22 protein-coding genes and 1 pseudogene are annotated in these 25627 nt (G+C 67.1%); 8 read left to right on the top strand and 15 right to left on the bottom strand.

Annotated features, from left to right (window positions below):
* Positions 1-27 precede the first annotated feature (27 nt).
* The 3 genes from QSK18_RS32500 to QSK18_RS32490 form a co-directional block, all read right to left on the bottom strand.
* Entirely contained in the window at positions 28-795 is a 768-nt protein-coding gene (locus QSK18_RS32500; RefSeq protein ID WP_285627225.1) for a hypothetical protein, read from the bottom strand.
* 864 nt (positions 796-1659) lie between these two features.
* On the bottom strand, positions 1660-3504 hold the full coding sequence (locus tag QSK18_RS32495; RefSeq protein ID WP_285627222.1) for a Xaa-Pro dipeptidyl-peptidase: 1845 nt from the start codon (positions 3502-3504) through the stop codon (positions 1660-1662).
* Between the two features lie 733 nt (positions 3505-4237).
* Entirely contained in the window at positions 4238-5005 is a 768-nt protein-coding gene (locus QSK18_RS32490; RefSeq protein ID WP_502894306.1) for an NADPH-dependent F420 reductase, read from the bottom strand.
* Positions 5006-5134: 129 nt separating this feature from the next.
* On the opposite strand from QSK18_RS32490, the gene QSK18_RS32485 reads away from it, so the two are divergent.
* On the top strand, positions 5135-5773 hold the full coding sequence (locus QSK18_RS32485) for a TetR/AcrR family transcriptional regulator (RefSeq protein ID WP_285627216.1): 639 nt from the start codon (positions 5135-5137) through the stop codon (positions 5771-5773).
* Positions 5774-6106: 333 nt separating this feature from the next.
* Here QSK18_RS32485 and QSK18_RS32480 read toward each other — a convergent pair whose 3' ends face one another.
* The 5 genes from QSK18_RS32480 to QSK18_RS32460 form a co-directional block, all read right to left on the bottom strand.
* Positions 6107-8245 (bottom strand): hypothetical protein, encoded by a 2139-nt coding sequence (locus QSK18_RS32480; protein ID WP_285627213.1) that lies wholly within the window; start codon positions 8243-8245, stop codon positions 6107-6109.
* 83 nt (positions 8246-8328) lie between these two features.
* Positions 8329-8991, bottom strand: a complete 663-nt coding sequence (locus QSK18_RS32475) for an ABC transporter ATP-binding protein (RefSeq protein WP_285627210.1) — start codon at positions 8989-8991, stop codon at positions 8329-8331.
* A gap of 285 nt (positions 8992-9276) precedes the next feature.
* Complete coding sequence (locus QSK18_RS32470) at positions 9277-10050, bottom strand: hypothetical protein (RefSeq protein ID WP_285627206.1); 774 nt, start codon at positions 10048-10050, stop codon at positions 9277-9279.
* On the bottom strand, positions 10047-13043 hold the full coding sequence (locus tag QSK18_RS32465; protein WP_285627203.1) for a LysM peptidoglycan-binding domain-containing protein: 2997 nt from the start codon (positions 13041-13043) through the stop codon (positions 10047-10049). Before QSK18_RS32465 ends, QSK18_RS32470 begins: the two co-directional genes overlap by 4 nt.
* The gene (locus QSK18_RS32460) at positions 13040-13717 is read right to left on the bottom strand and encodes a hypothetical protein (RefSeq protein WP_285627201.1); all 678 of its coding nucleotides are present in this window, start codon (positions 13715-13717) and stop codon (positions 13040-13042) included. The genes QSK18_RS32465 and QSK18_RS32460 overlap by 4 nt, the downstream gene beginning before the upstream one ends.
* An 835-nt stretch (positions 13718-14552) precedes the next feature.
* Here QSK18_RS32460 and QSK18_RS32455 point away from each other — a divergent pair.
* Both QSK18_RS32455 and QSK18_RS32450 read left to right on the top strand, forming a co-directional pair.
* On the top strand, positions 14553-15791 hold the full coding sequence (locus QSK18_RS32455; protein WP_285627198.1) for an IS256 family transposase: 1239 nt from the start codon (positions 14553-14555) through the stop codon (positions 15789-15791).
* Between the two features lie 111 nt (positions 15792-15902).
* Positions 15903-16214 (top strand): putative quinol monooxygenase, encoded by a 312-nt coding sequence (locus QSK18_RS32450; RefSeq protein WP_006247389.1) that lies wholly within the window; start codon positions 15903-15905, stop codon positions 16212-16214.
* Positions 16215-16673: 459 nt separating this feature from the next.
* Here QSK18_RS32450 and QSK18_RS32445 read toward each other — a convergent pair whose 3' ends face one another.
* Positions 16674-17996: an ISL3 family transposase gene (locus QSK18_RS32445; RefSeq protein WP_285627151.1), complete on the bottom strand. Its 1323-nt coding sequence runs from the start codon at positions 17994-17996 to the stop codon at positions 16674-16676.
* A gap of 278 nt (positions 17997-18274) precedes the next feature.
* Positions 18275-18715 (bottom strand): annotated as a pseudogene (locus tag QSK18_RS32440) (transposase); the annotation flags it as partial.
* A 227-nt stretch (positions 18716-18942) separates the two neighbouring features.
* On the opposite strand from QSK18_RS32440, the gene QSK18_RS32435 reads away from it, so the two are divergent.
* Positions 18943-19365, top strand: a complete 423-nt coding sequence (locus QSK18_RS32435; protein WP_285627142.1) for a hypothetical protein — start codon at positions 18943-18945, stop codon at positions 19363-19365.
* The gene (locus QSK18_RS32430; protein ID WP_285627137.1) at positions 19362-19586 is read left to right on the top strand and encodes a helix-turn-helix transcriptional regulator; all 225 of its coding nucleotides are present in this window, start codon (positions 19362-19364) and stop codon (positions 19584-19586) included. The genes QSK18_RS32435 and QSK18_RS32430 overlap by 4 nt, the downstream gene beginning before the upstream one ends.
* Positions 19587-20101: 515 nt before the next feature.
* On the opposite strand, the gene QSK18_RS32425 is transcribed toward QSK18_RS32430, so the two are convergent.
* The 4 genes from QSK18_RS32425 to QSK18_RS32410 all read right to left on the bottom strand — a co-directional run bounded on the left by QSK18_RS32425 (position 20102) and on the right by QSK18_RS32410 (position 21960).
* Positions 20102-20809: a class I SAM-dependent methyltransferase gene (locus tag QSK18_RS32425; RefSeq protein ID WP_285627134.1), complete on the bottom strand. Its 708-nt coding sequence runs from the start codon at positions 20807-20809 to the stop codon at positions 20102-20104.
* 136 nt (positions 20810-20945) lie between these two features.
* Positions 20946-21275, bottom strand: a complete 330-nt coding sequence (locus QSK18_RS32420; protein WP_285627131.1) for a hypothetical protein — start codon at positions 21273-21275, stop codon at positions 20946-20948.
* A 27-nt stretch (positions 21276-21302) separates the two neighbouring features.
* The gene (locus tag QSK18_RS32415; protein WP_285627128.1) at positions 21303-21632 is read right to left on the bottom strand and encodes a hypothetical protein; all 330 of its coding nucleotides are present in this window, start codon (positions 21630-21632) and stop codon (positions 21303-21305) included.
* On the bottom strand, positions 21622-21960 hold the full coding sequence (locus tag QSK18_RS32410) for a hypothetical protein (protein WP_285627125.1): 339 nt from the start codon (positions 21958-21960) through the stop codon (positions 21622-21624). The genes QSK18_RS32415 and QSK18_RS32410 overlap by 11 nt, the downstream gene beginning before the upstream one ends.
* Positions 21961-22483: 523 nt before the next feature.
* Here QSK18_RS32410 and QSK18_RS32405 point away from each other — a divergent pair.
* Both QSK18_RS32405 and QSK18_RS32400 read left to right on the top strand, forming a co-directional pair.
* The gene (locus QSK18_RS32405; protein ID WP_285627122.1) at positions 22484-23332 is read left to right on the top strand and encodes a helix-turn-helix domain-containing protein; all 849 of its coding nucleotides are present in this window, start codon (positions 22484-22486) and stop codon (positions 23330-23332) included.
* A complete protein-coding gene (locus QSK18_RS32400; RefSeq protein ID WP_285627119.1) occupies positions 23329-23541 on the top strand; it encodes a DUF397 domain-containing protein in 213 nt (70 codons plus the stop codon). Before QSK18_RS32405 ends, QSK18_RS32400 begins: the two co-directional genes overlap by 4 nt.
* 328 nt (positions 23542-23869) lie before the next feature.
* Here QSK18_RS32400 and QSK18_RS32395 read toward each other — a convergent pair whose 3' ends face one another.
* A complete protein-coding gene (locus tag QSK18_RS32395) occupies positions 23870-24724 on the bottom strand; it encodes a LysR family transcriptional regulator (protein ID WP_285627116.1) in 855 nt (284 codons plus the stop codon).
* 69 nt (positions 24725-24793) lie between these two features.
* Here QSK18_RS32395 and QSK18_RS32390 point away from each other — a divergent pair, with 69 nt between their 5' ends.
* Positions 24794-25540, top strand: coding sequence for an SDR family NAD(P)-dependent oxidoreductase (locus QSK18_RS32390; protein ID WP_352396707.1), 747 nt, complete (start codon positions 24794-24796; stop codon positions 25538-25540).
* The last annotated feature ends 87 nt before the right edge of the window (positions 25541-25627 follow it).

Genomic DNA, 25627 nt, shown 5'->3' with positions numbered 1-25627 from the left:
CCAAATTCAGGGTCTAACCTGCGGGTTTCACCTTTGGTCGGGTGCGGCCGCTCCTTGGAGCATTCGGTAGCCCGCCTTGTAGGCCTCAGCGGATCCCGGCTGCGGGACTGCCTGCGGCTGGGCGGCCTTCCCGGGGGCAATGAGCCAGCGGCGTTCGTTCCAGACCATGGCCTCGCAGTGTGCGAAGGAGTGGGCCGACCGGTCTGGACTCTGACGGCGCTCGCTCGCGTCTTGCACCTGCAGCAGGACGCAGACGTCGAAGCGGTTGAGTGTGGCGGTGCGCCCGATGCGGGCCATCACCGGCATCACCTCGGGGCGGTGGCCGCGCTGCTGGCGTACCTCGTTGATGAGCGCCTCGATGCTCCAGCCCGGTTGTGCGTTGCCGTGGGACCAATCGCTCAGGGTGTCGCCGGCCGCGTCCATGGATTCCCTGAGCACCGCGACGTCAATGGCGGCCAGCTGTGCGGCGGCGCCCTCTGCTGATTGCGGATAGCCGGTGGCCACGCCGTGGATGCCGGCCGTGGTGGACCCCGGGATGACGATGGGCGCGGGCGACATGGTTGGCGTCTCTGCGTCGAAGGAGCTGGGCCGGGCCGTGTGGACGCTGGCGCGCCGGTTTGCTTCGGCTGCTTCCTCCTGCGATCCGATGCCGAGCGCGGCGGCGATCGAGAGGGCAAGGCCGGCGATGAAGAGAACAAGGATGCCCCCGGCTCCCACAACCAGAGCGAACACTCGACGGCGGGGCGTGCGCTGCACGTCGCGGTTGCGCGGTTGGGAGTGGCGATGATGAAGCATGAGCGGCTCCTGCGGGGAGAGGTCCTGGGGGCGTTGTCGCCTCACCCAGACCACCGCTGATTTGTTCCACACCTACGTCTAGTGACCGTTGACCTGCAGGTTCACAACACTCTGCAGCTGTCCAAGGTCGTGGCCAGGCATTGCCACCGGTGGGGCCTGCCTGCCGGATCCTGGCGTCGGAATGACTGTGCGGGCGTTTGCGGGGTTGCCTGAACAAGGGTTGTGCCTTGGATCCGCCAGAGCCGAGACCGGGAGGCGGGGGAACGTTCGACCCGGTCTCCGGCAGGTTCTCGAGAATTGCCGGAATGCCTCGGAGGACCTCATCTCGCCGTGGCTGGTCGGCGTCGACACCCGGGCCCGGCGCTTGGGGAAGCGTCACGGGCCGGACCGCGTGATCTGACTTCCACGTTGTTCGAGCCCACTGCCACTTCGCTCAGCCGTAGACCAACCCTGGGCGCCGCCAGACCGCGCGATCATCCCCCGTGAGGCCCGGGAGGGTTGGAGGTCGGACGTAATGGCTCCAGTTCGTGAGCTCATCCGTGCCTGCGTGGGCTCTCCAGCCGACGCAGATCTGACGGACGAGGAGCTCGCTGATTGTTTTCAGCTCCATGCTCACCGGTTACCTGACCGGCGTCGCGTGGACGTTCCCTCGCCCGTGCCGTCCGAGTGCAGGCAGATCCGGCTTCCGGCCGGCCCCGAGTCCACCTCGGCGGCGCTCATGGCCTGCCTCAGGGCATCTGCTCGGAACGCCTCCCACGCATCCAGACAGAGTGTTCAACCGAACGCCGGTCAGGACCGGACCCTTGGTGTCCAGCGCGGACTGGGGCTGCGATCGGACCGGTTGGTGGACCTCCCGAGCCTCACTCAGCCGACCACAGGAAGATTGATGCGGCTGGCCGCTGGTTTCACGCTGATCTTCGTCCCCGACTTCGGACGCAGGGTGTACTCGAAATCGGTGGAGATCACGACCAGTCCGATGCGATGCCTGGCAGCGAAAACGTAGTCTTGGGGCTGAAGCCCGAACTTCAGATCGTAGAAACGCCCCTTGACCAGCGGTTTGCTGGCACGGGTGGAGGTCCGGTTCTGCGGGTCGGTCCAGCCGCGGCTGACAATTTTTGCCTTGCCGGACGGGGCGTAGTCCACCAGAAGTGCGGTGACGTTGGCATCGCGCCGGTTGTCGACGGAGAGCTTCAGTCTGACCTGGGGTGTACCAGAAATCCTGGTGGCTCCCGTCAGTTTGCGGCTCCGGTAGACGAGACGGTTCGGGTTGGCCTTCGCTGGTTCCCTCACCAGTTTCTGCGCCGATTTCTTCGAGCCGGCGTCCACGAAGGACTGGACGCGGCGCGTGCCGCCCAGTGCGGCCAGTGAGTAGCTACGGTTGCGAGCCCGCTTGTCCGGCCAGCTGCGGTAGGTGCGGTACGTGCGGTTCGCTCGCTGGATGATCACCCGCGGCTCCTTTTCGATCCCGTTGTCGACGCCGTAGAGCCAATGGTCCATCCAGCGGTTCACGACGTCGTCAAAGGTGGCAGTCCTTCCGTTCGGCAGGGTGTAGGTGTCGTCGTCGGAGGGTCCACCGTGCCCGTCCTGATGCCACCAGATCTTGCGGGACACGTCGTTGCGGTTCAGAACGTTCCAAAACTGCTGGACATGCCGGGTTTTGACGTTCCAGTCCTTTAGTCCATGGACGACGAACACGCTCGCCTTGATCTTGCCGGCTGATCGCACGTAGTCACGGTCCTGCCAGAACCGGTTCCAGTCACCGGTGACCCGGTCCTGCTGGCGTTCCATCGCCCTGATCATGGGCTCGCAGATCTTCTTCTGGCGGTTAGATACGACCAGCCGCGCCAGGATGTCTGTGTCCTCGCCCTGATAGGTGCCTGGCGCCACCACCAGACCATTGGCCCGGTAGTAGTCGTACCAGCTGCTGATCGCCGAGACCGGCACGATCGTCTTCAGGCCGTCGACGCCGGTGGTGGCCGCCTGCTGGGCGAGGGTCCCGTTGTAGGACGTGCCGATCATGCCCACCTTGCCGGTGCTCCAGGTGGCTTTGGCCGGGGTGCCGTCCTTGTGGAAGCCACGACCGCGACCGGCCAGCCAGTCGATCACGGCGGTCACCGCCAGCGTCTCGTTGTGGTCGCCGCTGGTGGGGCAGCCGTCCGAGTCGGCCGTCCCGATCGTCTGGGCATGCACGGAGGCGTAGCCCCGCGAGACGTAGCGGTCCGCGGTCCTGGCGGCCGCGCGGTTGGCCTGCGCGGCCTGGAGCTCCACCGCTGAACTGACGCTCACCCCTTTTCCGTCACCGATCCGCTCCTGAGGCAACCGGGGGACGTCCACCGGGTGCCTGACGACGTCCTGACAGCATTCCCAGTAGGGGGAGGCCTCCAGGATGCTGGCCACTCGCCCTCTGGCGGCAGGGCGTTCGATGTCGATCGCGACCCGGTCGTGACGACCGTCGGCATCGGTGTCGACAGCGGTCTCGACCCAGATCCGTTCCCTGATCACCCGGGCGGCCGCAAAGACCGGCTGAGTCATCCCGCCCGCCACGACCAGCCCGTCGGGGCGGGTGACCGTGGTGTCGTCCAGGGAGTTTACGGACGCAGTCGCGGCGGTTGCTGATGGGAGAGCGATCAGCGAAGGGCCGACCACCAGTCCGGCCGACACGAGCGTCAGCGCGAGGGCCAGAGGGGACCGGTGGGTGCTCGGCTTCATGGTCCTGAGTGCATCACAGCTGCCGGTGCAAGGACGAGGCATACGTGAAATGAATTGCCTGGTCCGTGTCTCATGGGCCCTGGGATTTCACTAGCGGCAGGAGCAAGATCCGCTAAATGGGGAGAGAGCCTGTCCGGTAGCGCGACTCTGTTCGGTCCACCCACCCCAACGCTTGGCGGTCGCTGCGCCGCTGAGGTCGCCGGTGAGCACGATCTCGAGTGCACGAGCGCGGCCTCCGAGGCGGGGCAGGTGGGCAGTTGCGCCAGTTCCCCGGAATCCAGGCCGCCCCGGGCACCATCGTTGGCCCGTAGCGCGAATTCCTGGATCGTCGAGGCCGTCGAAGCGGGGCAACGACGTACTACGCCGCGACCCCGCCGACGTCACCCTCGCCGACGACTGGTGCGTCGTATTCACCGGCGTCCTGGCCGATCCCTCCGGACACGAAACCACCAGCTTTTGGCTCGGCCCGAAGACATCCGCTACGGCTGGTCCCGAGATGCCGACAGCGATGGCGTGATGTGTGAGTAGGAGTCGGCGCCAGTCAGGGCCTTGGCCTGGCCTGCAGAACCGGCCTCCAGGCCGCCGCCGGCTGACAGCAGACCCGCCGGGAGAAGCACTGTGACGCGGTCATCGCCGTTGGCGATCCCATGGCCCACCTCCCTCATCTGAAGTGGGCCACTGCTGCGAACGTTCACGCCCTGTCGGTCAAGCCGGTCATCCGGCTCGGGAAGCTTCAGGCCACGATGCGGTCGGCGGTCAACTTGCGCTCGGCACTGGCCAGCAGTTCATTCAGGCGCGCGGCCGGCAGCGGAGATCCGGCGTCAGGGGCGGGCAACTGGGGAGCCCGACCCTCACGTAGGTCGTCCACCATCTGCTGCCAGCCTCGAAGCACGGCCGCGGGGTCGGCTGCGTAGGCCGGGGCGTAGGCGGCGGTCTCGGGTTCGAAGCGCCAGCTCTGCGAGAGCGGACCAGCGTCGACGGTGTCGAAGCCCAGACGGCTGATAAGTTCGGCCGCTTCGCTCCGGGCGGCTGCGTCGTTCCCGGCGATCGGCAACGCCGAGCGGTCGGGCGATCCGGCCGGTCGCGCCAGGGCGGGGATGTGGAAAGCGGCGATGTTGTTGAACGCCTTGACGGTGCGGGCGCCGACGAGGTGGGCCTGGACGAGTTCGGACGTCGTGGTCCGCCCCAGGTCCAGGTCCTCGATGTGCCCGTCGCGGGTGGCGTAGTAGTTGATGGTGTCCAGGACCACCTTGCCCTGCAGGGCTGCGACGGGCAGGGAGCGGTAGGCGGTCAGGGGGATGGCGACCACGACCTGGTCCGCGGCACGAGCCGCTTCCTCCGGTGTCGCGGCGCGTGCGGCTGCGCCAAGGTCAGCGACCAGCGTGGTGAGGGTCTGTGGGCCCCGCGAGTTCGACAGGACCACGTCCAGTCCGGCTGCGATGGCGAGTCGCGCGATGGCGGTGCCGATGCTGCCGCTGCCGATGATGCCCAGGGTGGTCATGGTGCTCTCCGTCTGATGAATGAGTGTGCCGTCCCCCGATGAGGGGTAAGCGGAGCAAGCGCTCCCTTTGAACGTAGCATGAGCGGAGCGCTTGCTCCGCATACTCGCGTTCGGGCGTATCCTGAACGCGTGAGTGAACCCCGCGCCGCCGAAACGACCGCTGCACCGAGTACTGCAACGACTGTCGGCGCATCGACGGCCACTCGTCCCAGACGAGCCGACGCCGAGCGCAACCGGGCCGCGATCATCGCGGCCGCCACGGCCGTCTTCGCCGAGCACGGCGCAGACGTGGACGTGCGCGAGATCGCCCGGCGCAGCGGAGTCGGCATGGGCACCCTCTACCGCCACTTCCCGTCCAAGGAGGACCTGCTGCGCCTGAGCCTGGAGCAGGAGTTCACCGCCTGGCTCACCCAGGCCCACGAACGCGCCGCGGCCACGCCGGATCCCTGGCAGGCACTATCGGGCTTCTTCGAACAGGCACTGACCACCCAGGCCCACAACCGCGCCTTGATGGACAGCTACATCCAGACCGGCGGCCCGACGGAGTCGTGCGTGCACAAATGCCGGGTGTTCATCGATCAACTACGCGAGCGGTGTGAACAGGCGGGAGTCATCAGACCCGGTGTGAGCACCGAGGACTTGCTTGCCCTCAGCGGATCGCTGTGCAACACGGTGCAGATCGTCGGCGATGAGCACCGCTGGCGGCGACTGATGACCATCTCCCTCGACGGACTCAGCAGCCGCCACCTCGAACCCCTGCCGTCCTGAGCGAGGATGGCCACGACGCAGGCACTGTCCTGGGCACGGCCATGAAGGAAGGCGGCGGCCAGGGTCGATCGGGGCTGCTCCGAATTCGGGGTTCTGAGGCTATGAATCCTCACCCAGAACTGGACCGGAACAGCTCTGCTACTGAAGCCTTCTGACGGAGCAGCTTTTTCGTGACCGAGGTCGGGTAGCGCTCGCTCCATGCGGCAAGTGGCTCTCGACCTTCCGAGTCCATCGGATGGGACAGCACGGTGCAACCGTCCTGCATGAACCGCCCCGGCGTGTCCGGAGTGCTGTGCCCTCCGGACACTCCGGGGCGGTTCGGGTTGAGGCCTGTCATTCTCGGTGCAGGTCCTCGGCGCTGATACGCCCGGCGACGAACAGTGGCGCGGTGACACCACCCGCAACCAGAGCCAGGGCCCCCAGGGCGATGCCCGTCAGGGGAGCAGTCAGAAAGAGGCCGTGGTGGCCTCCGAGCGTCAGATAGCCCTGGGCGATCAGCCAACCGACTGCGGTTCCAAGGCCAACAGCGACCCCTACGGCCAGAAGGACCTGGTAAACCTCAGCACCGATCAACACAGCGAGTGGAGTTCCCAAAGCCATCATCCCGGCATTTTCCCGGCGCCGTTCCCGGCCCCGGTCGCCGGCTGCGATCAGATACGTGGCCAGCGCGGTCAGAAGTCCTAGGCCTGTGCACGCGAAAATCATGTGACGGAAGATGGGTAAGAGGTAGAGCGAAGTGATGTCAAGGTCGGTGTAGTTGATGTCGGCGAGGGGAAGTGCCTGCAGGACCTGCGTCGTGAAATCGGCAGCAGCCCGTTCACCAGGCCCGGGAAGAGCAACCAAAATGGCACCCTGCGCGGACTCTGCCCACCCTGAGGGTTCCTGAGTGAGGAGAAGCGTACTTCCGGCGAAAACCGTTGCCGTGAGCGATTCCGCTGGAAGTTCAATGGCCGCGGCTGAGGGAAGCTGTCTCTGCCGTTCCGGAGGAAGGCCTGCCAGGGACGCCGGGGTTCCGGCGACAGAGTAAAGCGTGTTCGCTTTGCAGTCTGCGGCCGTCCTACCCCCGAGAGCCTCAAAATCCTGGCAGGTGACGACGGCGAGATTGGTGGACACCTCGGTGTCGGAAGAATTGACTGGGAGGAGCAGTGCGGTGGTCGGGGCTTCCACCGAACTGAGCGCGTTCTGTAGTTGTGTAGCTGAAGCGGACTGGGGCAGGACCACCTCGATGGTGTGACCGGCTCGTGATACCTGCACGAGGGACTGAATGTCGTTGACCACGGCCAGCCCGAGAAGGCTGGTGACCAGGAGCAGAACGACAGCTCCAGCCATTCGAGTGCTCGCGGAGGCGTCAAAGGACAAGCGTCGCCCCGCCAGCAGGACAGGAACCGGTACGTACGATTTACTGAATCGCCTTGCCAGGCGGGCCGTCACCGGGGGAAGGGCCAAGAGCGAACCACCCACGGCGCAGGCCGCAGCCAGCACGAACAGGAGGCTGATAGGCCCGGTAGCCAAGGCGCGATCACGCTGCAGGGCCCCGATGATGCACAGCGACAGGAGGACACTGGACGCGATGGTCAGGGGCAGGAACTTCAGGAGGCCGCCGCCACCTGAAGCGTTGCCACGGCGGACTGCGAGCGGTGACTGCACCTGCCGCCGAACACTGTTGGCGCTGAGGCGGGACGCTCCCCAGGTCATCGTCGCCACCAGCAGGACGATCTGCACCGGACCAGGATCCGTATCTTCGGGGAACCAGCGAATCCCCATGATTCCGCTGGTCGCAACCGGTGGGATGAGAAACGATCCGATCAGCAGGCCGAGCCCGGTCCCGCAGGCTGCAAGCAGGCCGGCCTCCACGCCCGCTGCCCTTGCTAAAACAGGCTGAGGAACTCCGAGAAGATACAGAGCTGCGTTGCGACGTGCGCGTGCGGTTGATGACAGGCGGTTCACGGTCAGCGCGAAGAAGAAGAGGGGGATCCCTACCAGGGCCGCTGTCGCCATGAAGATGGCCGAGCGGGGAACCACAGTGTCGCTGGAGCCGTCGCCTGCGAAGGAAGGTCCCCATCCGGACGAGGCACCGACATCGCCAAGAGCATGGTCCTCCCGACCGACGATGGCCAGCAACTGATCGGGGGCGACTAGACCTTCCGGGGAGATCAGCCCCATCCGGTCGCCTGGGACGCGTTGCCCAACGATGTCGTCCGACCTGCTGAGGGTGGCCAAAGCCGGTGATAGCCAGGTCTCGCCGGGGCCGGGGAAACGCGACAGCCCGGGGGGTGGCACTGCCTCAGGAGCAGAGGCAGCGACGAAAATGATGGTCCAGGGCTGTCCTTTGTAAGGCAGAGTCACACTCTTGGCGTGGAACGTCGCATGCTCCATGCTGAACACCGGAATCTGATTCTGGGTGCGACTCTCCCTCGCCTGGGTGGCCTGAGTGAAGGCAAGAATGAGAGTGATGATTGTGGTCGCCAGCATGAACCCGGCGACGATCAGGACTGCTCGGGCGCGCGCCGGACCGCTGGGACGTGTGGCCAGCCGCCACCCCAGCGCCCACCCCGTCACTGGACCCCTGCCATGCATCGGCCGTCCACGACCTGAATCTGCCGTTCCATGGCGGCTGCCACATTCTGGTCGTGGGTGACCAGGATGAGAGAACTCTGCTCTTCCTTGACCAGAGCCAGGAGTTCCTCCAGAACCTGACGCCCGGATACGGTGTCCAGAGATCCGGTAGGCTCGTCGGCGAAAACATGGGTCGGTCGATGGATGACGGCGCGAGCGACAGCTGCACGTTGAGCCTGTCCCCCGGATACCTGGCCAGGCCTGCGGTCTGCGGACGCCAGGATTCCCAGTCTTTCCATGATGTCGGTAGCCCGGCGTCGAGTTTCCTTGCGGGCAAATCCCATCAGGCGTAGCGGAAACTCGACATTCTCCCGGATCGACAACTCCGGAACGAGTTCAGAGAACTGGAAAACGAAGCCGAATCGCTCCCGCCGGAGGCGGCAACGTTCGCTCGCCGATGCCGCCGAGATCACAGTTTCGTCTAATGTGATCTCTCCCGAACTTGGCAGCAAAATCCCTGCGAGGCAATACAGAAGAGAACTCTTACCAGCCCCACTGGGACCTACAAGAGCGACCGACTCACCTTGGGCCACAACTAGATCGGCCCCTGAAAGAACCGGCTCACCGCCGTAGCCAAAATGCACGTCTCGGGCCGTGAGCATGTGCTTCCCATCTTTTATGACAGATATACCTTCGAGCGGGGCGCTGTGGGGCCTCCTGTCAAACGACACCACGGCGCACTGGAGTGTGATCGTAGCGGCTCAAATTCCGCACAACGCAGTTGTCGCCGCTCGGGCCTACCGGTCGGGTAGGGCCTCAGATGTCGCCCGGCGCGGCGGTCCATGCCTCGAAGAGCGCTCGCGCGAAGCCGGTTCCACCCGACCCGGCGGTCGTGACGGGCTGACGGTGGTCAGCGCCCCCAATACGGAGGCCGTTGACGCCGGCCATCAACGACTGGCCTGTTCCGGCTGATCGATGACGGCCCGCCGGGCACGACGGATCTCGTTCTTCATAGCCGTCTCCCCCACCCCGTAAGCGTCCATCCCGGCCTCGATCATCGCTTTCCAGCGCTGCCCCTCCGCAAGCCACCGCTCCACCGCGTCCGAGCGCCCCTCGCCCGGACGCACGACCGGCTTCAACGAGGTCACCGCCGAGACACTCGCCAGCGGCGTGGGCCCCACCGGGGACCTGTGCTTCTCGGGCTCGGTGCCCGTCACCTTGGCTTTGGCCGTGCGTGGCGTCCGCGTCGGGCGCGGCGGGGAGGGCAGCTTCCAGGTCCGGCTCTCGGCGATGGCGACCACGGACAGGAACGACAGCGGCGGCACCACAGCGAACGCGTCGGCCCACGGCAGCCGGGCGGCCCAGGCGTCGTCCTCGGCTGCGGCGAGGTTGGCCAGGATGATGAAGGCCAGCGAGGCCAGGAGCACCAGAGCGGGGATGGCCCGGTTCCATCCGCGGCGCTGGCGTGCTTCCCAGGCGGCGTAAGCGGCCAGGGCCTCCAGGCTGCCGGCGACACTCCAGACCAGCCAGCCGGTGACGTCGACGTGGGGGTAGGCGCCCACGTGCAGGATGTGGGTCGCTGAGCCGGCGAAGGCGATGGAGCCGAGCGCCAGGCAGACGGCGGCGGAGAAGCTGTTGCGCGGGTCGGTGCGCACCCGCGTCCATAGACCGGAAAGCCACGGCCGGGGCGTGTCGGTCGAGGGTGTGCTCGGCTGGGTCATCGGGGGCTCTCCGGGGACCGGTGGGAGTTGGCCTGGTCGGGTCGGGGTTGCCGTGGCGGGCCGAGGCTGGCCTCGGCCTGGTCGGCTTGGGTGATGAGAGCTGCTGCTTCTTCCGGGTTCTCGTCCTGGATGAGGGCGGCCAGGGCGCGTTTGGCCTTGGCTCGCTGCCGGCTCAGGTGGGTGCGGTGGGGCGCGAGCCAGGGGTAGCGGGTGCCGTCGTCGGCGAGGTGCCCGCTCTGGGCGGCGATGGCCCGGCGCAGGTGTTGTTCGCGGTGCTCGGGGTCACTCTCGGCGCGGGCGAGGGCGCGGGTAAACGTCCACAGGTCGATGTCGAGGTCGGGGCGCAGCCGGTAGTGGCCGCGGTCGGCGGGGACGGCGTCGTAGCTGAGGTCGTCGGTGCCGGCGGCGGCCCGGATGACGCGACGCAGGTTGGAGATCTCGGTGGAGAAACGTTTCTTGGCACTGGTGAGGGTGGCGTCGGGCCAGAGGACTTCTTGCAGGGTGCTGGTGGAGGCACCTTCCGGGTGCAGCGCCAGGTAGAGCAGCAGGGCGAGAGCCTGACGGCGGAGGTTGGGGACGGGGGTGCCGTTGCTGTCGAGAATGGCGGGGGCGCCGAACAGACGGATGTGCACGTTCGAGGACGCGGCTGCGCTGTGGTTCTTAGGCGGCTTCGTTTCCCAGTCCGCGACCGGTGCCGCGGCCGCGCCCCGGTCGGCGGGTCCCGCATTAGTTTGTGGGGCGTTGGTTTTGGGTGCCAGGTCAGGCGTCGTGTGGGGCTGATCCGATTGAGGACGGGTGGGGTCGGGTGGCGGAGGTTGCGCAGGGCTCGGTTGCGCGAGCGGTTTTGGGGCAGCTTCGCTTTCGCTGGTCGTGCGAGCGGGTTCGGCGCGGTGCCGCGGTCGCCGGGGCCGCCGCTCGGCCTGCTCCTGCGGGTCCGGCTGTGACCGGGGTTTGTCGTCCAGTTGAGTGTTCTGCTGATGGCCGTTGATGAGTGGCAGGGTTCCGGGATCCGGGGGCGGTGCCGTGGGATGAGCGTTGAGGTGGACGGGATTCGCGAGGGGCGGGATCGAGTCTGCTGACCGGACGGCAGTTGGCTTCGGCGAGATTCGCGGCACGGCGCCGTTGCGCGGGCGGGCGGAATCGTTCTTGACGACGTAGACACGGCGCGGCGGAGCGACACCGCCCTGCTCGGTCTCTACCGAATTGGTCTGCACCTGAACTACTTCAGGTCTCGGTGTTTCAGACGGCTCGTGGGTGGCGGAACGGGCGGGAGCAGCCGCCGGCACGTTCTGGGCCATCTGGTGAATGGCTGCCCGCGCCTGGTCGATCGCGGGACGCCGAACGACTGCGGCGGTCTCCGGCCGTAGCCGGGGTCCGTCCTCCCGGTCCGTATCGTCCCAGGACTCCTCATCGTCGGTGCCGGCCAACTCGAGCCCGTCCCGGTCGGTGTTCCGGCGGTGCTCGCTGTCCATGCGTTCAGGAAAGTATTCGTCTGGGCGCAGTTTTCGCCGCCGCAGAAGGAGAACGGCCATGACGGCGCCGCCCAGGCCGAGAGCCCACTGCCAGACGTCACCGAGCAAGGGCCCGATGCCGGCGGGAGTGTCCACCCAGTGCTCGGCGAGGCTGCCAGTGGATCCGGAGTTCGTCGACGCAGTCGGTGAAGCGTGCGTTGTCTCGTGAGAGCTCGAATCTGGGGACGTCGGTTGCGGCGTTGGCGAGTTCGGTCGCGTTGGTTTGCCGGTCACCTCGGCGGAGGGCGCAGGCTGGGGCATCGTTGTGGTCGCATCGTCGGGCACGCGATGTCCGTTCGGAGCGTCCTGGGCCAACTCCCCGCTGGCTGGTGTCGTATCGGATCGCTGCGCGGGGGTGCTCGTGCCCCGCGCGTGAGGCCTGCTGCCCCGGTCGCGGACCTGGCTGGGCAGCCTGATCTGGTCGCCGGTCTCGATGTGGTCGGCATCCGGGATGGTGCGCCGGTTGAGGTCCTGAAGCCGGGTGTACTGCTCGGGGTCGCCCAGGTAGCGGCTGGCGATGTCCGCCAGCCGGTCGCCAGTGGCGATGGTGTAGCTCCCGCCCGTCGCAGGTGCCTGTTGGGCGGCCTGTGTGCCGTTGGACGGATGATGGTGAGTCTCGGGGACAAGCACGGTCCAGCCAGGACGCAGGAACGACGGACTGCGCATCACGGTGCCGTCCTGCTGGCGGTGCCCCTCGTTCAGGGACCAGATCTCGCCCCAGCGAGCGCCGTCTCCCAGGTGCGTCTCGGCCAGACCCCACAGCGTGGAGTCCTGCCCCCACGACTGCACCGTGACCGCCCGCGTCGCAGCCTCGGCCGACGCGGGCACCTGTACCGCGTCCTGAACAGCCTTTAGTTCGGCCTCCTGGGCGTGGGGATCCGTACGGGCAGGGCGCGCCGCAGCTTCGCCCTTGCCTGCCGATGGCGAACTGGCGTTGTCCGCGGGGCCGGCAACGAGCGTCGGCCCGACCGCAGTCGGCAGTCCAGCCGTCAGTTCTGCAGAACTGGCCGTGGCTGGCACGGGTGCGGCGAGCGCCGTCGCGGGGGCAGCGATCGGGGCCAGCACCACGGTGGTGACCAACGCGCGCACCCACCAACTCCCGTGACCCGCACCGCGCCCCTGGCGGTCCGACAACAGCCCCGAGCCCCGCGTCGTCCATAGGTGGTTGTTGGCCAGAGCCTGCCGCTGAGTGCGGAACTCACGAACAATGGACAGCAGGGCCCATACCCACCATGCCCACAGCAGAAGGCTGGGCGCGGCCAGCAGCACCCATGCGTACCGGCCGGCCTCGACGGCTTCCTGGGCGTAGGTCAGGGTGTGGAGCGGGCCGGCTCCGAACCCCAGCAGGGCAGCGGGAATCCCGGCAACAATTCCGAGCAGCACAGCGGCCGCCCCCAGAGCCCGCGCGTACAGACCCCCTGGCAGATAAGGGCGTTCTGCCGACTCCATGGAAGGCTGGGCGGGGTTCTCCGTCTGGCTCACGGCGCCCCCTGCCCGGCCGTCTCCCCCGGTCTCTCCTGCAACCCTCTGGGCTCGGCAGCGTCGCCGGCCTCGGCGGCCGTGACCAGGTCCCGGTATCCGGCCTCGTAGGCAGCGTCGGTGCCGGGCCACGGCTGCGAGACGGGCTGCGCCGGTATTGCACCCGGCCCGATCAGCCACCGCTGCCCGTCCCACAGCATGCGCTGGCAGTCGGCCACCACCCCGTGGTGGGTCCACCCGTCGACCTGCAGGTCCAGGGCCACGTCCACGCACACCACCGCCCACCCGGTGCCCACATCGAGCCCGCCGGTGTCTTTCACCAGCCCCATCAGCGGGCGGCCGGTGATCCGGGTTCCGGCTGATCCAGACAGCGGCGTGTCCAGCATCTGCAGCAGGTGCGTCATCGAGGCCCGCCACGTCCACTCCCCCGCATCCGGACCACCCGGAGCCACCCACGCCTGCCGGACCCGCTCCACGCCCGGTACCGACGATGAGTTCGCTGCCGCAGTAGCGATGGCCGTCAACTGCGCCAGAGCGCCCTCCTGCGTGGGCGGGAAACCCGTGGGTACCCCCAGTTCGTCCATGCCCCGGGCCGCGGGGAGCTCGATCGGCGCCGGCAGCGGTCCTGTGGCTGGCTCGGCTTCGCCGTAGGCGCGGCCGGTGCCGGTGTCCGGCATGGCCCGGGCTGCGACCTTGTTTCGCGCCCGCCTCACCACTGGCTTTACCGATGCGGGCGCTGCTGAAGCATCACGGTCTGCCGGCTGTTCGCCCTTGCCTTGGCCCGCTCCCCCGGGCGAACCCGACCTCGCCGGCGCCGTCGAGGAAGCGGCGGACTCGTGCGATGCCCTCACACCAGCAACATCGCCACCCGCGTCAGAGCCAGCCAGCAGCACGGCTCCGATCGCGGCACACCCGAGTGTGGCGACCATGACCACCAGCGCGAGCCAGAGTCGCCGTGAGGTAACGACCCGTCCTCTGTCCTGTGGACGGTGCAGCATTACGGCCTTCCCCCTCGCACAGCAGTTAACTGCGCCGCTTCCTTCTGAAGGCCCGCTCGTACAGGCGGACCGACGGCGCAAGTCCCACGATGCGAACGGGTCCGGGACGAACCTGGTGGGGGCATCGATGTGGTCCTCTCCTCGCACAACCGGTGTGCAAGAAGAGAAGCCGGTATTGCGTCCATGCCTTGTTCCAGCACTCTCTGACCAGCAAGGTTGACGGTCCGTGCGCGATATTTTCACTGTGCTGCCTGGGCAATGAACGGAGCGAAGACCTGCCTCTGAGCGGACTGCCCGTCTTCAATTGATTGCGGACGCGTCACACCGGTCCGTCACCAACGCATCAAATGATCTTCTATCCTTGCCGGACGATCGATGAGAGTGGAGTCCACGAGAGTGGTGTAACGATCACGAGGGTCACCTGATCCGGGGACCGTGGCGTACCCGGACGTAGGGCGGCCATCGCGTGAATCTTCGAGAGACCTACCAAAATCTGCTCGTAGGAGACCACGCGATGGCCAAGAACCAGAGTACCCAGATCGACCCTGCCCAGTTCCTCAATGACCAGCTCGAGTCTGCCTCGCCCGATCTGCTGCGGCAGATGCTGAGCGCGTTCATCACGACACTGATGGGCGCAGAGGTCGATGCCCTGTGCGGCGCCGGCTACGGCGTCCCCTCCTCGGAGCGGGTGAACTCCCGCAACGGCTACCGTCACCGGGACTTCGACACCCGCGTCGGAACGCTTGACGTGGCGATTCCGAAAGTCCTTACTGGTACGTACTTCCCGGACTGGCTGCTGGAGCGCCGCAAGCGGGCCGAAGCAGCACTGACGTCGGTGGTGGCTACCTGCTACCTGCTGGGCGTCTCGACGCGGCGGATGGAGAAGCTGGTGGAGTCCCTCGGGATCACCCGTCTGTCGAAGTCCCAGGTCTCGGCGATGGCCGCTGACCTGGACGGGCAGGTCGAGGCGTTCCGGACCCGGCCTCTGGACGCCGGCCCGTACACGTTCGTGGCCGCCGACGCCCTCGTGCTCAAGGTCCGCGAGGACGGACGCGTGGCGAACGTCCATGCCCTGGTCGCGGTCGGGGTCAACCGGGACGGACACCGCGAGATCCTTGGCCTGCGAGTGACGTCCGCCGAGGACGGCGCGGGATGGCTGGCGTTCTTCCGGGACCTGACCGCGCGGGGCCTGTCCGGGGTCAAGCTCGTCACCAGCGATGCCCACGCCGGGCTCGTCGCCGCGATCGGCGCGACCCTGCCCGGAACGTCGTGGCAGCGCTGCCGCACCCACTACGCGGCGAACCTCATGTCCGCGACCCCGAAAAGCAGCTGGCCGTGGGTGAAAACGCTTCTTCACTCGGTCTTCGACCAGCCCGACGCGGACTCGGTCCATGCCCAGTTCGACCGGGTCATCGAGGCCCTGGACGAGAAACTCCCCGCCGTCGCCGAGCACCTCGAGAACGCCGGCACCGAGATCCTGTCCTTCACCGCGTTCCCGAAGTCTCTCTGGCGGCAGATCTGGTCAAATAACCCGCAGGAACGCCTCAACCGCGAGATCCGCCGCCGCACCGACGTCGTCGGGATCTTCCCCAACCGCGCCGCCCTGATCCGCCTGGTCGGGGCCGTCCTGGCCGAACAACACGACGAATGGATCGAAGGACGCCGCTACCTCGGCACCGAGATCCTCGCCCAAGCCCGCACCGCCAACACCCCGAAGGAGGACACCCCCGACATCCAGGCAATCACCGCCTGACCAGCCAAGAAGAATCACGCGACACGACCGTTACACCACCTCCATGGGCTTGACCCTCGTCATACGCTGAACTCGCCCCACGAAGAACCCCGACTTCAAGGAGAACCCCTCATGTCCACACCCGCATCACTTCCGTATGCCTTCGTCGCCAAGATCGTCGCGGCCGATGGACAGCACGACGCGCTCGCCGATCTGCTCGCCGGCGCTGTCGCACTCGCCAACGAAGAAGTAGGAACGATTGTCTGGTTCGCGGCTAGGACCCACGCCGACACCTTCTGGATCTTCGATGCATTCCCCGACGAGGCCGCTCGCGACGCCCACGCCAACGGCGCCATCGTCGCAGCCCTGATGGCCAACCAGCACCTCCTCGGCGCAGCACCCGAGATCCTGGCGGCCGACGTCCTGGCGTCCAAGCTCCCGTAGTCCGCCAACGCACGAGACGATCGCGCCCCGCCGAGCCGTCGGACCCGACCGCCTCGACACCGGCACCACGTTGACGATCCCCGACGGGCCGATCACGAGGAGGCCAGGCAACACCAGGCGCAAGCCTGGAGCGGCACTGTTTCACCGGTGGTCATCGAGAGAGCCAGCGCGGTTCCATGGCAGCGCAACTGTGTCAACTTGCCCTCCGTCCCGCGAGGCGCCGTGGGCGGGTCGTGGTTGCGATCCGTTGCCGTGACGGGAGACGTGTTGCGCGTCGCAGCGATGACGGGTCGTTGGCGTTCCGGGGCGTTGCGTTCGTGCGCGCCGCGCGTGCGGCATGGAGCATCTCGCTGCGCACACAACGATCGCTGCGCCGACGCACCGTTGACACCTCGCACGTCCAGGTCGCGACACAACGCCACGCTGCGTTGCCGAGCGGAGCGAGGCATATCGGGATCTTCACGATTGAGGGTGTAGTCGGGGCCTGAAGCCTCCGGTCTCGAGCAGGCTGCGGGCGATGTAGTTGGTGAGGTTCCGGAAGCCGAGGGCGGTGCCGCGTAGGTGCTCCAAGCGGCCGTTGATCGCTTCAGTCGGGCCGTTGCTCGTGCCGGGCCGCTCGAAATAGGCCAAGACGTCGTCGGCCCGCTTCTTCAGGGTGCGCCCCAGCCGGGCGACTTCGACCAGGGCGCCGGGGACGCCGTCGCTGATGGAGGCGATGAGCTTCTTCATCAGGTCCCGGCCTCGGCCCCGGTCGGGCTCGCGGTAGGCGGTGATCATCTGCTGGTAGACACCCCAGGTCGCCTCGACCTCGACATGCTGACCGCCGGCGGTGGTGAACAGGGCGGTGATCCGCCGGTGCTGCTTGGTCGTGAGCAGGTCCGCACCGGTGTGCAGCACGCGGCGGGCGGCGTAGAGCGGGTCCCCGGTGCGGCCGCGGTGACCGTGCAGATCCTGCTGGACCCGGCGCCGGCACCCATCCAGCGCGTCACCGGCCAGGCGCACGACGTGGAAGGGATCCATCACCGCGGTCGCGGCCGGTAGTTCCTCCGCGGCGGCGGTCTTGAACCCGGTGAACCCGTCCATCGCGACCACCTCCACCCCGGCCCGCCAGGACGGGTCGCGGTCGGAGAGCCACTGCTTGAAAGCCTGTTTCGAGCGGCCTTCGACCATGTCCAGCAGCCGTGAAGGTCCCGTGCCGGCGCGGACCGGGGTCAGGTCGATGATCACGGTGACGAACTTGTCGCCCTTGCGGGTGTGGCACCACACGTGCTCGTCCACGCCGATCACCTGCACGCCGTCGAACCGGTGCGGGTCCTCGATCAGGACCCGCTTGCCCTCGGCCAGAACCGCGGTATTGGCGGTGTTCCACGCGACGCCGAGGCCTTCGGCGACCCTCGCGACGGACAGGTGCTGCACGACCAGGCCTTCCAGCGCCCACCGCAGCCCGCGCCGTGACAGCTTCGCCCGCGGCTCGGCCGCGCGGGAGGTGTCCTGGCGCCACACGTGTCCGCAGCTGGTGCAGCGGTAGCGCCGGATCGTGACCAGCAGCGTCGTCGGCCGCCAGCCCAGCGGTTCGTGCGCCAGCCGGCGCACGACCGAACCGCGCGCTGCGCCTTCGCTCCCACAACGGTCACACCAGGTATCTGCGGGATCCGGCGCAACAACGCGGCAGGCCAGCACCGCCCGCCCGGCCTCCAAGCGTTGCCCGACGACGTGAAGTCCGAGTTCGTCGAGGCGGCAGAACGTGGTCAGGTCAGGACGATCGAAGGTAGCGTCACGCATGTCGAGGTCTTCCAGGTGGCTGGCGTAGGAACCGCCATCTTCGGAAGACCTCGACGCCTATCCCGGGACCGACGCGCCCACGGCCTCTACACCCTCAACTGCGAAGAGCCCCATATGCCGCCCGCCTCCCGGCGCCTGCAGAACAGCCCCCATCGGGCCATGAGAGGCAATCTCTTCGGCCATGGTTGGCTCGGGAAAATAGCCACCAACCCAGTTCTCGCCTAGTTCCTTGGCTAACGCCTGAGGATCCGACCACTCCTTGATCCTCTCTAGGAGCTGCCCTTTGCCGTGAGCGACAAGACGATCTGGTCGATGGAGTCCAGACGCCGCTGGCGCTTCTTCACAATCACCGGCTCGAACGAGCCGTCACGATCACGCGGCACGTCGATCTCGACCGGCCCCAGACCGGTCAGGACCGTCTTGGACCGCTTCCCGTTGCGTGAATTGCGCCCGTTACGACCCTCGGGATCGTGCGCCTCGTAGCCGAGGTGCTCGACCATCTCGGCCTCCAGCGCAGCCTCCAGGACCCGCTTGGTCAACTGCGCCATCAGCCCGTCCGGACCGACCAGATCCGCTCCCGTCGCCTTGGCCTGAGCCACGAGATCCACGGCCAGGCGCTGCTGATCCTCACCAGTCAGGAATGCCCCGATGATCTCACCCGCCTCACCCGAAACATGCTGCAGATCATCACTACTGACCGTTCTCTGAGCCCCCGTCATGGGCTCGATGCTGTCGGACATGTCCTACTCCTGTCCGCCGAACGCTCAGGCTCGGCAGGTCAGGCCGGACCGCATTACACCGTTCCCCGGACAGTCCCGGCCCCAGTCGGGCGGCGTCACAGCTCGACACCTAGCGCGGTGGCCCGGGTCCGATGGTCACCACCCCTGTTAACCGCATCTAACTCCATGTACGCTTCACTTAACATCGACACGGGGAGGCGGTCGCAGTGCCGTACCGGGAGAAGATCGCTTGGCTGTCGTTGATCGCGATGGCGGTCACCTTCGGCCCCTACTTCGCCTTCGCGGCAGCTCCCGGCGGCGGTGACCGACTGCCCGGGCTGCACCTCCTCGTCCCGTTCGGGACCGCAGCAATCGCCCAAGCGGTCCTACTGGGGCTGGGGCACTGGTTCCTGCGGCGCCGATCACCACTGGATGCCCGCATGCCCCTCGATGAGCGCGACCGCGCCATCGACCGCCGCTCGGTCACCCTGGGGTACTACGCCCTGATCGCCGGCATGATCCTCGTCGGCGTCGTGATGCCCTTCAACGCCGAGGGATGGAGCATCGTCAACGCCGCACTCTTCGCCATCATCATCGCCGAGGTCGTGCACTACGCCTCCGTGGTGACGAGCTACCGCCTGCAGTCATGATCGAAGGAACGCTGACCAACCGAATTCGCACGCTGCGCTTCCTGCACGGGGAGATGTCGCAGAGCCAACTGGGCCAGCGCATCGGCGTCACGCGGCAAACGATCGCTGCGATCGAAACCGGCAAGTACTCACCCTCACTGGAAGCGGCCTTCCGCATCGCGCACGTCTTCGGCGCCGACCTGCAGGACGTGTTCCAGTGGGCTGCCCCGCCAGATGGATGACGTCCTCACCCGGCAGTCATCCGTCTGCGATGCTCGTCCGGAGTCTCGGCAGAGGAACCCCTACTTCATTGCGGCCAGGTAGTCGCCGGACGCCTAGCCTTGATCCACAGGACACGTCCTAGACGGAAGCCAACCTTCTGCGCCCGAGCCGCAAGGCCGTCAGGAGACCTGACCCGCCGCTCGAACACGTCGTGCCAGACCACCCCACTGTCATCGAACGTCCAGGACCGTATGGTGAGGCGACGCCCGCGCCCGTTCACCCGTGGTGGACGACCTCCTCAGCGTCACTTCTCCCCGGCAGGTCTGCATCGTCGCAATCAGTTCGGCACTCTCCCTGACCTCCAGCAAGGCGTGATCGATGGGCAGGCCCGGCGCCCGGTCAGGATGGCGTGTGTCGGTCCTGCTGCCGGATCCGGACATGTCGGCCGCGGGCTGGAACCAGAGTCATCACCATGCCGTCTTCATCGCCCCAGACCGAAGCCTGATGAGCGGGGCTGGGCGCTCGTCCTGCCGTCTTACGCCTGAAACGCAAGGACATCCCCGTCACCAGGAACCAGCCGGAAGCCAACCTGCTGCGCCCGAGCCGCAAGATCGCCAAGAGGCATCGCCCGCTGCTCGAACACGTCGTGCCAGACCACCCCACTGTCATGGAACGTCCAGGACCGCGTGGTCAGACGACGCCCGCGCCCGTTCACCGTGGCCAACGTCCTCAGCGTCACTTCTCCCCGACAGGTCTGCATCGTCGCGATCAGTTCGGGACTCTCCCTGACCTCCGGCAGGACGTGGACAACAAGAAGACCTCCCGGCCGTAGATGCCCCATGGCCACATCCAGGACCGCATCGACGTCGTGATCGTCCATCAGGTACGAGAAGCTGTGCCCCAGAATGGTGACGGCATCGAACTCCATCTCCAGGCTGAGCGTCCGGATGTCTTCCTCCGTCCAGCCGATGAGCGGATACCGCCTCGCCGCGTACAGCAGCAGATCCGTCTGGAAGTCGACTCCGTGCAGCCGCCAGTTGGGCCGCCGCTGCGCGATCTGGGCCAGGACCCGCCCGGTCCCGCATCCCAGATCCAGGACATCGCGCGCGGGCAGGTCATCGGCGCCGATCAGTTGTAGGACCCGGTCGGTATAGGACGTGTCGTCCATGAGCTCGTCGAGAAGCTCAGGATCTCGGTAGAGGTTGTTGCCCGAACGGACGACCGCGGGCGTATTCAGGCTCAACCCTCAGGCCCCTTTCGCTGATCAGGACGACATGTCAGTGCTTTTGGACGATCGGCCGCCGTCGGCTGCCCCACGCACCTTCGGCCTCTTCCGAAGTTGTGAGTAAGGCGGGCTCGCGCCCGCCCCGTCAACCGGTTCAGCCGCCGGCTACGAGCCGAGGGCGCGATGTTGCTCTTGCCACCTGGTCGGCGAAGTCAGCTGCCTGCAGGAGCAGCCTGCCCAGGTCCCGGGTCTGCGCCACGTTGAGCTCGAAGGCCTCCCCCACGGTCACTCGGACAGGACTGTGATGAAGCGTGATGGGTTCGGCCAGCAGGTTCACGTCGACGCGCTGGGCGACTCGGACCCTGACCAGGTCGTTGCCCGCTCCGGGGACGGTGCCGATGGTCCGCTCATGGTCGATGGCCGCCTCGTCGACGATCGAGGTCCGGCTCCAGCGGTGCCCGCTGTCGTGCAGTCGCTCGCGCATGCTCAGCTCCCTGTTCTTGATGTCATCTCAGACGACGCTGGCCACGTGCGTCAGGGCGTCCCCGCCCACTTCGTAGATTTCTTGCCCGTCGACGCTCAGCACGGCCCGCCCGTCGTGGACAGCCCAGAGCAGGCCACCGCAGCGGTAGTCACCGCCGAACCACAGCCAGGTGATGAACGGCAGGCGCGCCATCACGACCAGCGGGCGTCCGTCGAGGCAGACGGTAATGTCCTCGCCGCCCATCACAAGCTCAAGCCGCACAACGGAAGTCGGCCGCCTGCACACGAGGGCCACCTCAATACGTGTGTGGCCCGTGTAGCCATCAGGGCGGCGCAGGGCCGACAGGTCAACGCTCACCGAGGTACCCCTGGGGCCATCGCGAAAGGGCTCGGAACATCCGGGCAGGTCCCGGGCGCGCGTTCCGCCTCTGCTGGCCCTCAGGCTGCAAGCAACGCCGCGCATGCAGCAGCCCCGGGCCCACGTGGTCGACCGTGCCGATGCCGGGCTGCGCCAACAGGAGCCCTTCCGCGATCTGCGCCTGGGCGAGGGCCGGCTCGTAACTGAGCAGGGCACCCCCGGGCAGATCCCATGCCTCGCGTACGGCGATACCGTTGCGGCGCAGGTAGACCAGCAGCTCAGCTGCGGGTACTTCAAGGGGTTGCCGGAGGACTTCGTCGTCGTCCATGGCTGCACTCCTCACGTCATCCAACAGTCTTGACCAAGGTTTAACCGATTCAAGAACGGAATTTCCGATCCCGATCGTTGCCGGAGGTCTACGTTGCTGCCACGTCCCGTTTCGGAACGTTGCGCCGAGGCCGTCGGCCTGTTAAGGCGACGTGTCCAGTCCCGGTGTGTCAGTCGTACGGCGAGAGCTGAGGAGGGGAAACGATGAACCGCAGGACAGAAGCGTTGCTGCCAGCCCGTTTACGAACCTGCAGGCAGGGACGAGCACACCGGCTGATCCGCACTGATCTTGCTGCGCCCGGAGGACCGTCAGGCCATCCCTCTCGACCCAACGGCCCCACCACCGCTTTCCTCTCCCCCTACCTGAAGCAGGAGCTTCCGGCCCGACCGGGCCGATGCACCTGCCACTACAGTCCAGCTGCGCAGCCCCGGGGTACAAGGTGGCGTTCGGGCATTAGCTCGAAGGCCGTGACAGGAAGCCGCCGCGCTCGTGTCACTGGCCGCGCCACAGTTCGGGGGCGATCATGACGCAGAGGGCGAGCGCGGCGACCCAGCGCAGGTCTATCGGCCGCCAGCTCAAGGCCGCCCGGGAGGCGTTTTTCCCGGACCGTGCCCGCAAGGAGCTTCCGCTGACCGAGGCGGCCGCCGCGCTGCACGTCAGCCCGCGCACCATCCGGCGTCTCGAGGGCGGCGAGGTGAAGCCGAGCTACCTGCTGGTCAGTGGCGCCTGCCGCCTCTACCGCCTTGATCCTGAGGCAACGGCGCGCCTGCTCGAGATGGTGGAGCAGGCTGACGAGGACGAGTGGCACGAGAAGTACCGGCAGGACATCAGCCCGTGGCTGGTCCAGCTGCTCGATCTGGAGGCCGTGGCGGACCGCATGCGCGTCTTCGGGGTGAACATTCCCGGCTGGTGTCAGACCCCCGCCTACGCCGCCGCGCTGGCCACCAGTGATCCCCACTACGTCGAGGATCACGATTATGCGCGCCGGTTGGCCGAAATTCGCGTGCACCGGGCGCAGAACGTCTTCGACCGGCGAACCGTTGACGTCTCGGTCGTCGTCGACGAGGCCGCCTTGCTCTGCCAGGTGGGTGGCCCGGACGTCATGCGGGAACAGCGAGAACACCTGCGCGTCCTGGCGAGGAAGGCGAACGTCGTGATTCGCGTGCTGCCGCTCACCAACGGGGCGAGGGCAGCTGCGAAGGGTGAGTTCACACTCCTGGAGTTTGACGATCCCAAGGAACCGGACCTGGCCTACGCCGAGACCTACCTGGCTGGGCAGTACTCGGTGAAAGCGACGATGCTCCAGGAACTGAGGTGGACATATGACAGGCTGGTCGCACAGTCGGTTCACCTCAAGGAGTACGAACGATGAGCACCGATCACATCACCTGGGTCAAGGCCACGGCGTCCGGCTCGTCCGGAAATTGCGTAGAGCTGGGCAGCGGTGCCGGTGACGCGACCGTTGTCTACCTGCGCGACAGCAAGGACACGCAGGGACCCGTGCTGCGGTTCACACGCTCCGAGATCGCGGCCTTCATCGACGGGGCCAAGCGCAACGAGTTTGACCATCTCGCGCATTGATCATCTGCGACACAACCCCGTAGCACCTGATTTTGAGTACCTGGAGCCGCCTTGAGCTCTCGGCGCTCCAGCACCGCAGATAGCTACGCCGGCACGGGGCTCGTTATCAAGTAACGCGTCCAGCGGCCGATGGCTGACCAGCGACCGCCGCGAGCATCGAGCAAGTGATCGACAGGCTGGAGCGAGCCTGGGCCGCGGCTCGGCTCCTTCCCGTGGCTGGCCCGGCCTCCAACGCCGAGCATCGGCGGAGGCGCGTATGTCACCTGGGCCTCATGCTGAATCGTGCTGTGTAGGGCAAGAGTTGAAGCAATGATGTCTTGTCTCGGGTTCAGGATGCGCAGCCCTGGTGCGGGGCATGGGTGGCGGAGGTTGCGGCGCGGACGAATCCGGCGACTTGGCGGGATGTGGATGCTCGGCGCCAGGCGATCACGAGGGTGACCGGCCCAGCGTCCTCGATCGGACGGCTGACCGTGCCCGGAGGCAGACGATCTCGGACTGATCCCGGGAGCACTGCGACCATTCGGCCCAGTTGGATGAGCTGCAGCAGCTGATCGGTGTCGGTGACGGGATGGCCGGTCACGCCGGGGCGGGCCTCAGGCCAGCGCGGCTGGGGTTCGCCGCGTAGGTCGGCCATCGCCACGGTCGTTCGGGTGGCCAGCGGATGGCCTTGCGGAAGCACGACGACCTGTTCCTCGGTGTGTAGATCCTCGCTGTCCAGACCGCTCAGGTCATTCTGCGGCCGGTGTAGCAGGGCGAGGTCAGCGCGGCCGTCCCGGACCATAGCGGCGCGTTCGCCGGTACTGAAGACGAGGTCGACCCGGACGGCGCCGGCAGTGGCGGCGTAGCCCTTGAGGAGAGGTCGCAGCAGGTCGGAGTCACCGCCGGGCTTGAGGGCCAGGACCAGGCGCGGTGTTGCTTCGGCTGCTCTCTGGGTGTGGCGTACCGCTGCAGCCACCGTGTTCAGCGCGGCGCGGGCCTCCGTGAGGAGCACCTCGCCGGCCGGGGTGAGGCTGACCTCGCGGCTGGTGCGTTCCAGCAGGGTGACCCCTATCCGGCGCTCGATCAGGCGGATCGCTCGGGACAGCGGTGGCTGGGCAATACCCAGCCGGTGGGCAGCCCGCCCGAAGTGCAGTTCCTCGGCGACCGCAACGAAGTAGCGCAGTTCGCGGGTCTCAAGCTCCATACCCTGAGGGTATCGACCGAGATCGAGCTGATCCTGGTCGGGCGGCGGGGGCGGTGGTCGTCTATGCGCATGAGTGATGAGACGACGATCGCGCTGGTGACCGGGGCGAACAAGGGAATCGGACGGGCCGTCGCGGACCGGTTCGCGGAACTCGGGATGACCGTGCTGGTCGGCGCCCGGGATCTGGAAAGGGGAGCCGCGGCGGCGGCCGAGATCCGCGCAGCAGGCGGTACGGCTCACCCGATCGCCCTGGATGTGACCGACCAGCCCGGGGTCACGGCGACCATCAAGGAGATCGGCGACCGGTTCGGCCGTCTGGACATTCTGGTCAACAATGCCGGCATCGCCGGCGACTTCGGGGTGCAGGCGCCGGGTTCGGCGCAGCTTGACGGGGTGCGGGCGGTCTTCGAGACGAACCTGTTCGGCGTCATGACCGTGACCGAGGCGGCACTGCCGCTGCTGCGCCGCTCGTCCGCGGCCCGGATCGTGAACGTCTCCAGCGGCACCTCCTCGATGACCTGGATGACTGATGCGACCCACTACATGAGCCGGATGCCAGGGCTGCTGGGCTACCCAGTGTCGAAAGCCGCGCTGAACATGCTCACGGTCCAGTACGCCAAGGCCCTGTCCCACGAGGGAATCCTGGTGAACGCGGTCGCGCCCGGCGCGACCGCCACGGATTTCGTTAAGGGCTTGCCGTACCAGGTGACCCGATCGGCGGCCGAGGGCGCCGCGATCGTGGTGCAGTTGGCCACTCTCGGGCGAGAGTGCCCAACGGGTGGCTTCTTTGACGACAATGGCAAGGTTCCCTGGTAGGCAGATCGGCAGGCCCATGCCCCTCAGGGGTCAGGAGCCGTCACCAGCTGATCCGTACGCGGGGACGCTCGCGGACCCGCGTGGCTA

The organism is Kineosporia sp. NBRC 101677 (genome assembly GCF_030269265.1).
Taxonomy (GTDB): domain Bacteria; phylum Actinomycetota; class Actinomycetes; order Actinomycetales; family Kineosporiaceae; genus Kineosporia; species Kineosporia rhizophila.
This window is presented reverse-complemented; position numbering and strand designations above follow the sequence as displayed.

What these genes read in the sequence shown, in the direction of transcription:
- QSK18_RS32500 (WP_285627225.1), bottom strand. Translation starts at nt 795, where the DNA reads ATGCTTCATCATCGCCACTCCCAACCGCGCAACCGCGACGTGCAGCGC.
- QSK18_RS32495 (WP_285627222.1), bottom strand. Translation starts at nt 3,504, where the DNA reads ATGAAGCCGAGCACCCACCGGTCCCCTCTGGCCCTCGCGCTGACGCTC.
- QSK18_RS32490 (WP_502894306.1), bottom strand. Translation starts at nt 5,005, where the DNA reads ATGACCACCCTGGGCATCATCGGCAGCGGCAGCATCGGCACCGCCATC.
- QSK18_RS32480 (WP_285627213.1), bottom strand. Translation starts at nt 8,245, where the DNA reads ATGCTGGCGACCACAATCATCACTCTCATTCTTGCCTTCACTCAGGCC.
- QSK18_RS32475 (WP_285627210.1), bottom strand. Translation starts at nt 8,991, where the DNA reads ATGCTCACGGCCCGAGACGTGCATTTTGGCTACGGCGGTGAGCCGGTT.
- QSK18_RS32470 (WP_285627206.1), bottom strand. Translation starts at nt 10,050, where the DNA reads ATGACCCAGCCGAGCACACCCTCGACCGACACGCCCCGGCCGTGGCTT.
- QSK18_RS32460 (WP_285627201.1), bottom strand. Translation starts at nt 13,717, where the DNA reads ATGCCGGACACCGGCACCGGCCGCGCCTACGGCGAAGCCGAGCCAGCC.
- QSK18_RS32455 (WP_285627198.1), top strand. Translation starts at nt 14,553, where the DNA reads ATGGCCAAGAACCAGAGTACCCAGATCGACCCTGCCCAGTTCCTCAAT.
- QSK18_RS32450 (WP_006247389.1), top strand. Translation starts at nt 15,903, where the DNA reads ATGTCCACACCCGCATCACTTCCGTATGCCTTCGTCGCCAAGATCGTC.
- QSK18_RS32445 (WP_285627151.1), bottom strand. Translation starts at nt 17,996, where the DNA reads ATGCGTGACGCTACCTTCGATCGTCCTGACCTGACCACGTTCTGCCGC.
- QSK18_RS32430 (WP_285627137.1), top strand. Translation starts at nt 19,362, where the DNA reads ATGATCGAAGGAACGCTGACCAACCGAATTCGCACGCTGCGCTTCCTG.
- QSK18_RS32420 (WP_285627131.1), bottom strand. Translation starts at nt 21,275, where the DNA reads ATGCGCGAGCGACTGCACGACAGCGGGCACCGCTGGAGCCGGACCTCG.
- QSK18_RS32410 (WP_285627125.1), bottom strand. Translation starts at nt 21,960, where the DNA reads ATGGACGACGACGAAGTCCTCCGGCAACCCCTTGAAGTACCCGCAGCT.
- QSK18_RS32405 (WP_285627122.1), top strand. Translation starts at nt 22,484, where the DNA reads ATGACGCAGAGGGCGAGCGCGGCGACCCAGCGCAGGTCTATCGGCCGC.
- QSK18_RS32400 (WP_285627119.1), top strand. Translation starts at nt 23,329, where the DNA reads ATGAGCACCGATCACATCACCTGGGTCAAGGCCACGGCGTCCGGCTCG.
- QSK18_RS32395 (WP_285627116.1), bottom strand. Translation starts at nt 24,724, where the DNA reads ATGGAGCTTGAGACCCGCGAACTGCGCTACTTCGTTGCGGTCGCCGAG.
- QSK18_RS32390 (WP_352396707.1), top strand. Translation starts at nt 24,794, where the DNA reads ATGAGTGATGAGACGACGATCGCGCTGGTGACCGGGGCGAACAAGGGA.